Source organism: Pseudomonas sp. RIT-PI-S, from assembly GCF_025642975.1.
GTDB lineage: Bacteria > Pseudomonadota > Gammaproteobacteria > Pseudomonadales > Pseudomonadaceae > Aquipseudomonas.
In genome coordinates this window covers 400,611-413,633 of the sequence record NZ_JANZKJ010000002.1, presented here as the reverse complement: position 1 = coordinate 413,633, position 13,023 = coordinate 400,611, and the positions used below count along the sequence as shown (strand labels likewise).

Genomic DNA, 13,023 nt, shown 5'->3' with positions numbered 1-13,023 from the left:
AACAAGGACACATATGTCGCGCCGTATCTCCCCCGTCATACCCGGCTTCGGGCTGACGCTGGGCTACACCCTGGTGTACCTCAGCCTGATCGTGCTGATACCTCTTGCAGCTATGTTCATCAACGCCGCCCAGCTCAGCGCCGAGCAGCTCTGGGCGATCGTCAGCGCTCCGCGGGTGCTGGCCGCCCTCAAGCTGAGCTTCGGCACGGCGCTTTATGCCGCAGTGCTCAATGGCGTGATCGGCACCCTGCTGGCCTGGGTGCTGGTGCGCTACAGCTTCCCGGGGCGCCGCATCATCGACGCGATGATCGACCTGCCGTTCGCGTTACCCACTGCCGTGGCCGGCATCGCGCTCACCGCGCTTTACACCCCGGCCGGGCTGGTGGGCCAGTTCGCCGCCGAGCTGGGCATCAAGATCGCCTATACCCCGCTGGGCATTACGTTGGCATTGACCTTCGTGACCCTGCCCTTCGTGGTGCGCACAGTGCAGCCGGTGCTCGCGGATATTCCTCGGGAAGTGGAAGAGGCTGCCGCGTGCCTTGGTGCGCGGCCGTGGCAGGTGTTCCGGCATATCCTCGCGCCGGCCTTGCTCCCGGCCTGGTTGACCGGCTTCGCCCTGGCCTTCGCTCGGGGCGTGGGCGAGTACGGGTCGGTGATATTCATCGCCGGTAACATGCCGATGAAAACTGAAATCCTGCCATTGCTGATCATGGTGAAACTGGACCAATACGACTATGCCGGGGCAACGGCCATCGGCGTGTTGATGCTGGTGGTGTCCTTCATTCTGCTGCTGCTGATCAACCTGCTGCAGCGCCGTATCGAAACCCCTTGAAGGAACGCGCCATGTCCAGTTCGACCCTTTCGGCCGCGCAGGCCGCCAATGCAGCGCGGCGCGGCAACCCGATAGCCCGTCGGGTGCTGATTACCTTGGCGTGGATCATCTTCGCCTTGTTCCTGTTGCTGCCGCTATACATCGTGGTGTCGCAGGCGCTGAAGGCCGGCCTCGGTACCTTCTTCAGCGCCATCCTGGAGCCCGACGCGCTCAGCGCGCTGAAGCTCACCGTGTTGGCGGTAGCGATTTCGGTGCCGCTGAACCTGGTGTTTGGCGTGAGCGCTGCCTGGTGCGCCAGTAAATATGAGTTCCGCGGCAAAAGCCTGCTGATCACCCTGATCGACCTGCCGTTCTCGGTGTCGCCGGTGATCGCAGGGTTGGTGTATGTGCTGATGTTCGGTGCGCGTGGCCTGCTGGGGCCGTGGCTGTCCGATCATGATGTGCAGATCGTTTTCGCCTTGCCGGGCATCGTATTGGCGACGATTTTCGTCACCGTGCCCTTCGTGGCGCGGGAATTGATTCCGCTGATGCAAGAGCAGGGCACCCAGGAAGAAGAAGCCGCGCGTTTGCTCGGCGCCAACGGTTGGCAGATGTTCTGGCACGTGACGCTGCCCAACATCAAATGGGGCCTTACCTACGGCGTGGTGTTGTGCACAGCGCGCGCCATGGGCGAGTTCGGCGCGGTGTCGGTGGTGTCCGGGCACATCCGCGGCGTGACCAACACCCTGCCGCTGCACGTGGAAATTCTCTACAACGAATACAACCACGTTGCTGCCTTCAGCGTGGCCAGCCTGCTGCTGGCCCTTGCCTTGTTCATTCTGCTGCTCAAGCAGTGGAGCGAAAGCCGTCTTGACCGCCTGCGCCATAGCGCCGCGGAGGAATAACTCATGTCGATCGAAGTGCGTAACGTCAGCAAGCGTTTCAACCAGTTCCAGGCGCTGAACAGCATCGACCTGGACATCCGTAGCGGCGAGCTGGTCGCTCTGCTCGGCCCGTCTGGCTGTGGCAAGACCACCCTGCTGCGGATCATCGCTGGCCTGGAAACCCCAGACCAGGGCAGCATCGTGTTCCATGGCGAAGACGTCTCCGGGCATGACGTGCGGGATCGCAATGTCGGCTTCGTGTTCCAGCACTATGCGTTGTTCCGTCATATGAGCGTGTTCGACAACGTCGCCTTTGGCCTGCGGATGAAAGCCAAGGACCAGCGCCCCAGTGAAGCGGTCATCGCCGAGAAGGTGCACGAGCTGTTGAACATGGTCCAGCTGGACTGGCTCGCCGACCGCTATCCCGAGCAACTGAGCGGTGGTCAGCGCCAGCGTATTGCCTTGGCCCGCGCGCTGGCGGTCGAGCCCAAGGTACTGCTGCTGGACGAGCCCTTCGGTGCTCTCGACGCCAAAGTGCGCAAAGAGCTGCGCCGTTGGCTGGCGCGCTTGCACGAGGAGATCAACCTGACGTCGGTGTTCGTGACCCACGACCAGGAAGAGGCCATGGAAGTGGCGGACCGCATCGTGGTGATGAACAAAGGTGTAATCGAGCAGATCGGCTCACCGGGCGAGGTATACGAACGCCCGGCTAGTGATTTCGTGTACCACTTCCTTGGGGACTCCAACCGCCTGCACCTGGGTGGCGATCAGCCGCTGCAGTTCCGCCCGCATGAAGTGTCGCTTTCCAGGGCTGAGGTGGAAGCTCATCACGCCGCGCAGGTGCGCGACATTCGTCCGCTAGGCGCAACCACTCGGGTAACCCTGAAGGTCGACGGCCAGGAGGAGTTGATCGAGGCCGAAGTGGTAAAGGACCACGACAGCCTGGCCGGGCTGAGCAAGGGCGATACGCTGTTCTTCAAGCCCAAGGGTTTGTAGCCGACGCCCGGATGGCCGTTATGCAGAGGCTCGTGGGAGCGGGCGCAGGCTTGCGAACCTGAAGGCACAGTTCGCAAGCTTCGCCCGCCCCCACAGGTCACTTGCCTCAGGCGCTTGCCGCCCCTTCCATCTGGCGCTTGAGTTCTGGGCGCCACCCCAGAAGGAACCCGGCTTCCACCACCACGAACAGCGGGCCGATGATCAGCCCGCTGATATCGTCGACAAAGGCAGGTTTTCGGCCTTCGTAATGATGGCCCACGAACTGGATGATCCAGCCAACTGCGAACAGGCCCAGCCCCACGCTTAACCAGGCAGCGGTTGGCAAGGCAGCCATGGCATAGCCGAACCACAGGTTCAGGCCCAGCAGCGCGCTCATCACCAAGCCCAAACGTATCTCCAGGCGCAGATAGAACACGCAGGAAAACAGCGTGAGCAGCAGCGCGGGTGTAACGCCACTCCAGTTAGGACGCGATAGCAGGGTAGCCACGGCTAGCACGATCATCGGTATGCCAATGAAGTGCGTGAAGATATTGCGCGTATCTCGGTGATAGGCCGCGTATTGAGCGAGATGCTGAGTCAGGGTCTTCATTGTTATTGTTCCTGGTTATTAACAAATAGCTTCTTATTCCTTAACGCGCATAAAGCGGATCCCTATACTTTGCTCATGAAAGCAGACAGCGGCGGGAGACGCCATCATGCGTACAGATTCCATTCGATACCTCATCGTCCCTGGCTGGCAAGGTTCATCAGCGGAACATTGGCAGCATCATTGGCATGCCAACTTGCCCAATAGCCATTGGTTGGAACAGGCCGACTGGATCAACCCCAGCCGGGAGGACTGGATCGCCGCGCTAGACAGCGCCGTTGCTCAAAGCAGCAAGCCTGTGGTGATCATCGCGCACAGCCTGGGGTGCATTACCGTCGCCCATTGGGCGGGGCAGGCTCCCGTGCATCTGCTGCGGCGGGTACAGGGCGCATTGCTGGTAGCCCCCGCGGACGTGGAACGGGCGAATCGCCCCGCCGCGCTTGCCGGCTTCGCCCCGGTGCCACGGGCCCTGCTGCCGTTCCCCAGCCAAGTGGTCGCCTCTGATAACGACCCGGCGGCCAGCGTGGGCCGCGCGCTGGAAATGGCTCGGGACTGGGGCGCCGAGGCCGGGATTCTTACCGGCGCTGGCCATATCAATGTGAAGTCCGGCCACCGCCGGTGGGAGCAGGGCTTCGCCTACCTTTATCGCTTGCAAGGCCGGGCGCAGCGAAGCGGGCTGCGCCGGGCCTGAAGCAGCCTTCGCGATGGCGGGGCGGGAGTAGACAATGCCTTTTAGTGCCACCTCAGGCCAGCCGCTGCTGACCTTTCCTGATGCTGACCGCAGCCCCTTGAGCATTCGCGCCAAGGCGTTGGTGTTCGTCGATCCGCGCTCACAGCATTTGCGCGAACGCATGCAGGCCCTGGCGCCTAGTGCTTTACCGGTGCTGATCCACGGCGAAACGGGTACTGGCAAGGAGCTGTTGGCGCGGCACCTGCACAAGGCCAGCGACCGCCCTGGGTTGTTCGTTTCAGTCAATTGCGGCGCCCTGAGCCCGACTTACGCGCAGGCCGAGCTATTCGGCCATGCGCCCGGTGCGTGGTCCGGTTCGGCCGCCAGCCGCGCCGGCTGGTTCGGCTCTGCCAACGGCGGCACCCTCTACTTGGATGAAATCGCCGACCTGCCTTTGCCAATCCAGGCGGCCCTGCTCGAAGCGCTGGAAAACCATGAGGTAGTGCGGCTAGGGGCGGCCCAGCCCACGCCGGTGGACGTACGCCTGGTAGCAGCATCGAGCATAGACTTGAGCCGCGCAGTGGCGGCGGGGAAATTCAACGAGCGGCTGTGGCGTTACCTCGACGAGGGCCGGCTGGAGCTGCCCGCCCTGCGCGAGCGGCCCGGTGACATCCTGTCTCTGGCCGAATACTTCCTTGGCGTATACAGCCAGCGGCTGGGCTTGCCGGTGCCGACCTTCAGCGAAGCTGCGGCCCGCTTGCTGCGCACCCATGCCTGGCCAGGCAACACCCGGGAGTTGGAAAACGTGGTGCATTTCGCGCTGCTGGTCAGTGAAGGCGCAGACATTTTGCCGGAGCATCTGAACCAGGCAGGCGTGAGCAACCATCTTGCCGCCCTGGAGCGCCAATTGGCGCTGTGCCTGGAGGGACTTAGCGGAGAAGATAAGGAGGCAGCCCTGGCCCTTATTGGCCGTTATACCGACCAACCTGACAAAAATTCATAAGCAACTAGAAAAAAGGTATTTCATTGGCATAAGCCAATTGAGTATTGTCCTCGGCATGCCAGAGTGCTGGCACATTGATAAACAAGGATCACCGATGAAAAAGGCTCTACTGTTTTCGGCATTTGCCGCTGCGCTGTCTGTTGCTGGCTTCACTCACGCTGGCGAAAAACTGGTGGTCGCGGCCACCCCGATTCCTCACGCCGAAATCCTCGAGCTGATCAAGCCGACCTTGGCCAAGGAAGGCGTGGACCTGGAGATCAAGGTCTTTACCGACTACGTGCAGCCCAACGTGCAAGTCGACCAGAAGCGCCTGGATGCCAACTACTTCCAGACCGAACCGTACCTGAAGAACTTCAACGACGGTAAAGGCACCCATCTGGTGACCGTAATCGGCGTTCACGTAGAACCCTTCGGCGGTTACTCGAAGAAAGTCAAAAGCCTGTCTGAGCTCAAGGACGGCGCTACCGTGGCCCTGCCGAACGAGGGCAGCAACAGCGGCCGTGCCCTGCTGCTGTTGCAAAAAGCTGGCTTGATCACCCTGAAGGACCCGAAAAACGCCTTGGCCACGCCCAAGGACATCGCCGAGAACCCGAAACATCTGAAGTTCAAGGAGCTGGAATCGGCCATGCTGCCGCGCGTGCTGAACGAAGTTGACCTGGACCTGATCAACACCAACTACGCACTGGAAGCCGGCCTGAACCCTGCTAAAGACGCGCTGGTTATCGAGGGCAGCGATTCGCCTTACGTGAACTTCCTGGTTGCCCGCCCAGACAACAAAGACAGCGACGCCATCCAGAAGCTCGCCAAGGCACTGACTTCGCCTGAAGTGAAGGCTTTCATCGAGAAGAAATACAACGGCGCGGTATTGCCGGCGTTCTAAAGTGTAAAAAGGGGCGAGCGATCGCCCCTTTTCCAATGGTCTTCCCGGCTTTTCCCCTTCTGGTTTCACATTTGCTTGTATGTGCCATGCTTCGCATGCGCTCAACACTTCCCCCGCGCATGCAAAGCATGGCGCCTGCATCGTCCTGATCCCCGAAACCTTCACAATCGGTTACAGTCGCAACCTTGGTTTTTCCGTGCAAAGGGAGTGTGCATGACACGCGCGTGGAGGAAAGGGACGGCCTGGGTGCTGTTGGCGATGCTGTGCGGCTGTGGCGAAAAGCCTGCCTCGCAGCCCGAGCGGCGTCGGGTGAGCGTGCAAACCGTACAGGCCAGTGAGTTCGCCCCACGGGTCGAGGTGACCGGCGACGTCCAGGCACGGGTGCAGACGCAGCTTTCGTTCCGCGTGGGGGGCAAGATCATCCAGCGAATGGTCGACGTAGGGGACCGGGTCAGCCCGCGTCAGGTGTTGGCCCGGCTGGACCCGAAAGACCTGCAAACCAATGTGGACTCGGCCGTCGCTGCCGCCGCCGCTGAGCAGGCTCGTGTCAGCCAGGCCAGCGCGGCGTTCGACCGCCAGGCCAAGCTGCTGCCCAAGGGCTACACCAGCCGCAGCGAATACGATTCCGCGCAAGCTGCGTTGCGCAGCAGTCAGAGCGCGCTGGCTGCGGCCCGCGCGCAGCTGGCCAACGCGCGCGAACAGTTGGGCTACACCGATCTGGTGGCCGAGGCTGCTGGCGTCATCACCGCCCGCCAGGCTGAAGTAGGGCAGGTGGTGCAGGCGACCCAGCCGATGTTCAGCCTCGCCCGCGACGGTGAGCGCGACGCCGTGTTCAACGTCTACGAAGCCTTGTTCGTGCAGCCGGCCGGCGATGCCCCCATCACCGTGCGCTTGCTCGAAGACCCCAGTGTGACCGTGCAGGGCAAGGTGCGCGAAGTCACCCCTACGGTGTCTGCGCAAACCGGCACCTTGCAGGTGAAGGTGGCGCTCGCCGCCCTGCCACCGCGCATGCACTTGGGGTCAGTGGTCAGCGGATCGTTGACGGCGCCGTCCAAGCCAGCGGTGGAGCTGCCCTGGTCGGCGCTCACCAAGGACATGCATGACCCCGCGGTGTGGCTGCTCAAGGACGACAAGGTGAGCCTGCACAAGGTCACCGTGGGGCGGTACCTCACCGCCAAGGTGGTGATCACCGACGGCCTGGCGAGTGGCGACCGGGTGGTGATCGCCGGTGGTCAATTGCTGCACCCAGACATGCAGGTCGAAGTCGCCGAGGAGGCTGGGCAATGAAGCGCTGGTTTGCACTGCCGCTGGTATTGCTCGCCGGCTGCTCGGATGACGCACCGCCCCCCGAGCCCATACGCCCGGTGCTGTCCGCTACTGTGGTGGCGGTGGATCAGCAAGAGCTGGGCCGGTTTGCCGGCAATATCGAACCCCGCTACCAAAGCACTCTGGGTTTTCGGGTGAGCGGGCGCATCGCTCGCCGCCTGGTGGATGTAGGCGACGAGGTCAAGCAAGGGGACTTGCTGGCGGTGCTCGACCCTACCGATCAACAGAACCAGCTGCGCTCGCGTGAAGGCGACCTCAGCCGGGTTGAGGCGCAGTGGATCAATGCCCAGGCCAACAGCCGGCGCCAACAGGAGTTGTTCGACCGCGGGGTGGGCTCGGCGGCGCAGCTGGACCGCGCCACGGCAGACCTGAAAACCTCCCGTGCCTCGCTTGAGCAGGCCAAGGCTGCCGCCAGCCAGGCACGCGACCAGCTCGATTACAGCGAACTGCGCGCCGACCATGATGCGATCGTCACTGCCTTGAGCGCCGAGGCTGGCCAGGTAGTCGCCGCTGGCCAGGAAGTGGTCACCCTGGCGCGGCCGGATGTGAAGGAGGCGGTGATCGACCTGCCGGCTTCGCTGGTCGAGGAACTGGCCCCCGGCCTGGACTTTTATGTGCAGGCGCAGCTGGACCCAACCGCCGCCACCCATGCGACCCTGCGCGAGATCGAGCCCCAGGCCAACAGCGCCACCCGTACCCGCCAAGTGCGCCTGAGCCTCGCCAACACGCCGCCCGGCCTGCGCCTGGGCACGGCTATCAGCGTTGCCGTAAGCCGGCGCGTTGAGCTGCGTGGTGAACTACCGCTGCGCGCCTTGCAAGACGCTGAAGGGCAAACCCGGGTGTGGGTCATCGACGAGCAGGCGCACACCGTGGCGCCAAGGCCGGTGAAGGTGCTTGAGCGTAAAAGCGAAACGGCCATCGTCGACGCCAGCGTGCACCCGGGTGAGCGTGTGGTGGTGGCCGGGCTCAACAGCCTCAAACCGGGGCAGCAGATCAAAAATGACCAAGGGAAGGGCCAATGAGCGGCAGTAAGTTCAACCTCTCGGACTGGGCACTGCGGCATCAGTCGTTCGTTTGGTACCTGATGTTCGTCGCCTTGCTGATGGGCGTGTTTTCCTACATGAAGCTGGGCCGCGAGGAAGACCCTGCATTCACCATCAAAACCATGGTGATCCAGACCCGCTGGCCCGGCGCGACCCAGGACGAAACCCTCAAGCAGGTCACCGATCGCATCGAGAAGAAGCTCGAAGAGCTCGATGCCCTGGACTACACCAAGAGCTACACGCGCCCGGGCGAGTCCACGGTGTTCGTGTACCTGCGCGATACCACCAAGGCCGGGGCCATTCCGCACATCTGGTATGAGGTGCGCAAGAAGATCGACGACATCCGCGGCGACTTCCCCCAGGGTCTGCAGGGCCCGGCGTTCAATGATGAGTTCGGTGACGTGTTCGGCTCCATCTATGCCTTCACCGCCGACGGCCTGAGCATGCGCCAGCTGCGCGACTACGTGGAGCAGGTACGGGCCGGCATCCGCCAGGTGGATAACCTGGGCAAGGTAGAGATGATCGGCGCCCAGGACGAGGTCATCTACCTCAACTTCTCGACCCGCAAGCTGGCGGCCCTTGGGCTGGACCAACGCCAGGTGGTACAGGCACTGCAAGCGCAGAACGCGGTGACTCCGGCGGGGGTTATCGAAGCCGGCCCTGAGCGCATTTCGGTACGCACCACGGGGCAGTTTCATTCTGAGGCGGACCTGCGCGAGCTCAACCTGCGAGTGAACGACCGTTTCTATCGGCTGGCCGATGTGGCAGACATCACCCGAGGCTACGCCGAGCCGCCGGCGCCGTTGTTCCGCTTCAATGGCCAGCCCGCCATCGGCCTCGCCGTGGCGATGCGCGATGGTGGCAACATCCAGGAGTTCGGCAAGGCGCTGCACGGGCGCATGACCGAACTGACCGCCGAACTGCCCGTGGGCGTGGGCGTGCATACGGTGTCCGACCAGGCGGCGGTGGTGGAAAAAGCCGTCGGCGGGTTCACCAGCGCGCTGTTCGAGGCGGTGGTCATCGTGATGGTGGTGAGCTTCGTCAGCCTGGGTATCCGCGCCGGGCTCGTGGTGGCCTGTTCGATCCCGCTGGTGCTGGCCATGGTCTTCGTGTTCATGGAGTACAGCGGCATCACCATGCAGCGGATTTCCCTTGGTGCATTGATCATCGCCCTCGGCCTGCTGGTGGATGACGCCATGATCACGGTGGAGATGATGGTCACCCGATTGGAGCTGGGTGACAGCCGCGAGAAAGCGGCGACCTTCGCCTATACCTCCACGGCGTTCCCCATGCTGACCGGGACCCTGGTCACCGTGGCAGGCTTCACCCCCATCGGCCTGAACGCCAGCTCTGCCGGCGAGTACACCTTCACGCTGTTCGCGGTGATTGCCATTGCCATGTTGGTGTCTTGGGTAGTGGCGGTGTTCTTCGCCCCGGTCATCGGTGTGCACATTCTTACCGAGAAGGCGGGCAAGCATCATTCGGAGGAGCCTGGGCGCGTGGGCCGCGCCTTCAACGGCGCCTTGGTGGCGTGCATGCGCCACCGTTGGCTGACCATCATCGGCACGCTGTTGATCTTCGCCCTGGCGCTGTTTTGCATGCGCTTCGTGCAGAACCAGTTCTTCCCGTCCTCGGACCGGCCCGAGCTGCTGGTGGACCTGAACCTGCCGCAGAACGCATCGATCCATGAAACCACCCGCGCCGTGGACAAGCTCGAAGCCATTATCAAGGACGACCCAGACATCCTGCGCTGGAGCACCTACATCGGCCAAGGCGCGATCCGCTTTTACCTGCCGCTGGACCAGCAACTGCAAAACCCCTACTACGCCCAGCTGGTGATCGTCAGCAAGGGCCTGGAAGAACGTGGCGCCCTGGCCGAACGCCTGCGGGAACGGCTGCGCAAAGACTTCGTAGGCATTGGCACCTATGTGCAGCCGCTGGAAATGGGCCCGCCGGTAGGCCGGCCGCTGCAATACCGGGTCAGCGGGCGTGACCTCGACGAAGTGCGCCGGCATGCCATCGACCTTGCCACGTTGCTCGACCAGAACCCCCATGTGGGCGACATGATTTTCGACTGGAACGAGCCGGGCAAGGTGCTGCGCATCGACATCGCGCAAGACCGTGCACGCCAGCTGGGGTTGTCTTCCGAAGACGTAGCCAAGCTGATGAATACCATCGTTACCGGGGCGCCCATCACCCAGGTAAACGATGACATCTACCTGGTGAACGTGGTCGGCCGCGCCGAAGACGCTGAACGCAACTCGCCAGACACCCTGCAAAACCTGCAGATCGTCACGCCAAGTGGCGTGTCCATCCCGCTGCTGTCGTTCGCCACAGTGCGCTACGAGCTGGAGCAGCCGCTGGTATGGCGGCGCGACCGCCTGCCCACGGTGACGCTCAAGGCCGCCGTGCGTGACCAGATGCAGCCCACGGACCTGGTTGCCCAGCTAAAGCCCGATATCGACCGGTTCTCCCAAGAGCTGCCGCCTGGCTACAAGGTCACCACTGGCGGTACTGTCGAGGAAAGTGGCAAAGCACAGGGGCCGATCGCGCATGTGGTGCCGCTGATGCTGTTCCTGATGGCGACTTTCCTGATGATTCAGCTGCATAGCGTGCAGAAGATGTTCCTGGTCGCCAGCGTGGCGCCGCTGGGGCTGATCGGGGTGGTGGTGGCGCTGGTGCCCACGGGCACGCCGCTAGGCTTCGTGGCGATCCTTGGAGTGCTGGCGCTGATTGGCATCATCATCCGCAACTCGGTGATCCTGGTGACCCAGATCGACATCTTCGAGCGCGATGGTTACAAGCCTTGGGATGCGGTGGTGGAGGCGACCCAGCATCGGCGCCGGCCGATCCTGCTGACCGCCGCCGCCGCGAGCTTGGGCATGATCCCCATCGCCCGTGAAGTGTTCTGGGGGCCGATGGCCTACGCCATGATTGGCGGCATCATCAGCGCCACGCTGCTGACGTTGCTGTTCCTGCCGGCGTTGTATGTAGCGTGGTACCGGATCAAGGAGTAGCTATTCGCAGGCTGGCGCCTACTCCCACAGGGCTCGACGCAGTGGCCTGCAACACGCGGTGGGAGTGGGCAAAGCTTGCGAACAAGGTCCAGCCTCTAGCGCTTGTTCAAGCGCTGCGCGAGCTTGTCGCCGCCCAGCTGAATGACCCCGACCAGGGCAACCAGCAGCACGATCACCGTCAGCATCACCTGGGTATCGAAGCGTTGATAGCCATAGCGGTAGGCGATGTCGCCCAGGCCGCCAGCGCCCACCGCGCCGGCCATCGCCGAGCTGTTGATCATGGTGACCAAGGTGATGGTGAACCCGCCGACGATGCCCGGCCGCGCTTCGGGCAGCAGCACGTGCCAAACGATGTGCCAGCGCCGGCAACCCATGGCTTGCGCGGCCTCGACCAAACCATGGTCGACCTCGCGCAGGCTCACTTCGGCGATCCGCGCAAAGAACGGTGTGGCCGCCAGGGTCAGCGGCACCACGGCGGCCCACACCCCATAGGTAGTGCCGACGATCCAGCGGGTGAAGGGGATCAAGGCGACCATCAGGATTAGGAAGGGGATGGACCGGAACAGGTTCACGAACCCGCCCAGCAGACGGTTCACCAGCGGCGCCTCGAAGATGCCGCCGCGGTCGCTGGTCACCAGGATCACCGCCATGGGGATGCCCACCAGCAGGGCGATCAGCGATGACAGCCCGACCATCAACAGGGTATCCAGCGCCCCTTGCAGCAACCGTTCAAACCACATAACCCAACACCTCCACGTTCTGCGCCCAGCGGCCTGCACGCTCGATCAACTGCGAATGTTCTAGCGGCGACTGCGCGACCGAGATCACCAACTGCCCCAAGGCACGGCCTTGAATCTGTTCGATGCCGCCTTGCAGCAGCCGCACGTGGCCGCCCAGGGCGTGGAACAGCCCAGACAGGTCTGGTTCTTCGGCCGAGGCCCCACTGAAGCGCAGCGCCAGCACCAAGGCCGCACCGCTTTCCGGCACCGGGCGCAAGCGCGCTAGCAAGGCGGCGGGCAAAGCATGCTGCAGCGGGGCGAGCAGGGTGCGGCTGACCTCGTGGCGAGGGTCTCCGAACACCTGCCACACCGGCCCTTGCTCGACGATGCGGCCTTGCTCGAGCACCACCACCCGGTCGCAGATCTCGCGGATCACTGCCATTTCGTGGGTGATCAGCACGATGGTCAGCCGTAGGCGCTGGTTGATGTCGCGCAGCAGCGCCAGGATCGACGCCGTGGTTTCGGGGTCTAGCGCGGAGGTGGCTTCGTCGCAGAGCAATACCGCGGGGTCATGTACTAACGCACGGGCGATGCCCACGCGCTGCTTCTGGCCGCCGGAAAGCTGCGCGGGGTAGGCGCTGTGCTTGCCTTCAAGGCCCACGAGGGCTAGCAACTCACGCACCTTGCGCTGGCGAATGGCGCGGGAAACACCAGCCACTTTCAGCGGCAGCTCCACGTTCTGCGCGACGGTTTTCGCCGACATCAGGTTGAAGTGTTGGAAGATCATCCCGATGCCCCGGCGCAGTTCCACCAGCCGGTCTTCGTTGACTTCGCCGAGGTTGACCTGGTCCAGCAGCACCTGGCCCTGGGTTGGGGTCTCCAGCCGGTTCAGGATCCGTATCAGCGAGGATTTGCCCGCACCGCTGCGGCCGATGATTCCGAAGACCTCGCCACGGTGGATGTCCAGGTCAATGTCGCTGAGCGCCTGCACCGGCCCCTGCGCCCCTTGGTAGACCTTGCTGATCCCGCGCAGGCGGATATGCGGCGCGGGCGGTTGGGCATCGCTGGCCAGTGGCAGCGAGGTAGCC

The 13,023-nt window shown here is 63.3% G+C and carries 11 protein-coding genes and 1 pseudogene; 9 read left to right on the top strand and 3 right to left on the bottom strand.

The window, feature by feature from the left end; translation table 11 throughout:
- Positions 1-13 precede the first annotated feature (13 nt).
- The 3 genes from cysT to OGL93_RS05895 are packed head-to-tail and all read left to right on the top strand — an operon-like array spanning position 14 to position 2,691.
- Positions 14-832, top strand: coding sequence for a sulfate ABC transporter permease subunit CysT (cysT, locus tag OGL93_RS05905; RefSeq protein ID WP_263261461.1), 819 nt, complete (start codon positions 14-16; stop codon positions 830-832).
- Positions 833-843: 11 nt separating this feature from the next.
- Positions 844-1,716, top strand: a complete 873-nt coding sequence (gene cysW, locus OGL93_RS05900; protein WP_263261460.1) for a sulfate ABC transporter permease subunit CysW — start codon at positions 844-846, stop codon at positions 1,714-1,716.
- Between the two features lie 3 nt (positions 1,717-1,719).
- The gene (locus tag OGL93_RS05895; protein ID WP_263261459.1) at positions 1,720-2,691 is read left to right on the top strand and encodes a sulfate ABC transporter ATP-binding protein; all 972 of its coding nucleotides are present in this window, start codon (positions 1,720-1,722) and stop codon (positions 2,689-2,691) included.
- Positions 2,692-2,797: 106 nt separating this feature from the next.
- On the opposite strand, the gene OGL93_RS05890 is transcribed toward OGL93_RS05895, so the two are convergent.
- Complete coding sequence (locus OGL93_RS05890; RefSeq protein WP_263261458.1) at positions 2,798-3,280, bottom strand: Mpo1-like protein; 483 nt, start codon at positions 3,278-3,280, stop codon at positions 2,798-2,800.
- A gap of 106 nt (positions 3,281-3,386) precedes the next feature.
- Here OGL93_RS05890 and OGL93_RS05885 point away from each other — a divergent pair, with 106 nt between their 5' ends.
- From OGL93_RS05885 to OGL93_RS05860, 6 genes are all read left to right on the top strand, one after another.
- Positions 3,387-3,968, top strand: a complete 582-nt coding sequence (locus tag OGL93_RS05885) for an alpha/beta hydrolase (protein WP_263261457.1) — start codon at positions 3,387-3,389, stop codon at positions 3,966-3,968.
- A 34-nt stretch (positions 3,969-4,002) separates the two neighbouring features.
- A complete protein-coding gene (locus OGL93_RS05880) occupies positions 4,003-4,950 on the top strand; it encodes a sigma 54-interacting transcriptional regulator (RefSeq protein WP_263261456.1) in 948 nt (315 codons plus the stop codon).
- A gap of 94 nt (positions 4,951-5,044) precedes the next feature.
- Positions 5,045-5,830 carry a MetQ/NlpA family ABC transporter substrate-binding protein gene (locus OGL93_RS05875; RefSeq protein WP_263261455.1) on the top strand — a complete coding sequence of 262 codons (786 nt, stop codon included), beginning with the start codon at positions 5,045-5,047 and terminating at the stop codon, positions 5,828-5,830.
- A gap of 213 nt (positions 5,831-6,043) precedes the next feature.
- A complete protein-coding gene (locus OGL93_RS05870; protein WP_263261453.1) occupies positions 6,044-7,117 on the top strand; it encodes an efflux RND transporter periplasmic adaptor subunit in 1,074 nt (357 codons plus the stop codon).
- Positions 7,114-8,178: an efflux RND transporter periplasmic adaptor subunit gene (locus OGL93_RS05865; RefSeq protein ID WP_263261452.1), complete on the top strand. Its 1,065-nt coding sequence runs from the start codon at positions 7,114-7,116 to the stop codon at positions 8,176-8,178. Before OGL93_RS05870 ends, OGL93_RS05865 begins: the two co-directional genes overlap by 4 nt.
- A complete protein-coding gene (locus OGL93_RS05860) occupies positions 8,175-11,216 on the top strand; it encodes an efflux RND transporter permease subunit (RefSeq protein WP_263261450.1) in 3,042 nt (1,013 codons plus the stop codon). Before OGL93_RS05865 ends, OGL93_RS05860 begins: the two co-directional genes overlap by 4 nt.
- Before the next feature lie 95 nt (positions 11,217-11,311).
- Here the strand turns inward: OGL93_RS05860 and OGL93_RS05855 are convergent, their stop codons facing one another.
- Together OGL93_RS05855 and OGL93_RS05850 are read right to left on the bottom strand one after the other, a co-directional pair.
- Complete coding sequence (locus OGL93_RS05855; protein ID WP_263261448.1) at positions 11,312-11,956, bottom strand: methionine ABC transporter permease; 645 nt, start codon at positions 11,954-11,956, stop codon at positions 11,312-11,314.
- Positions 11,946-12,974: pseudogene (locus OGL93_RS05850) on the bottom strand (methionine ABC transporter ATP-binding protein); the annotation flags it as partial. The gene OGL93_RS05855 and the pseudogene OGL93_RS05850, both read right to left, overlap by 11 nt.
- Positions 12,975-13,023: the final 49 nt, after the last annotated feature.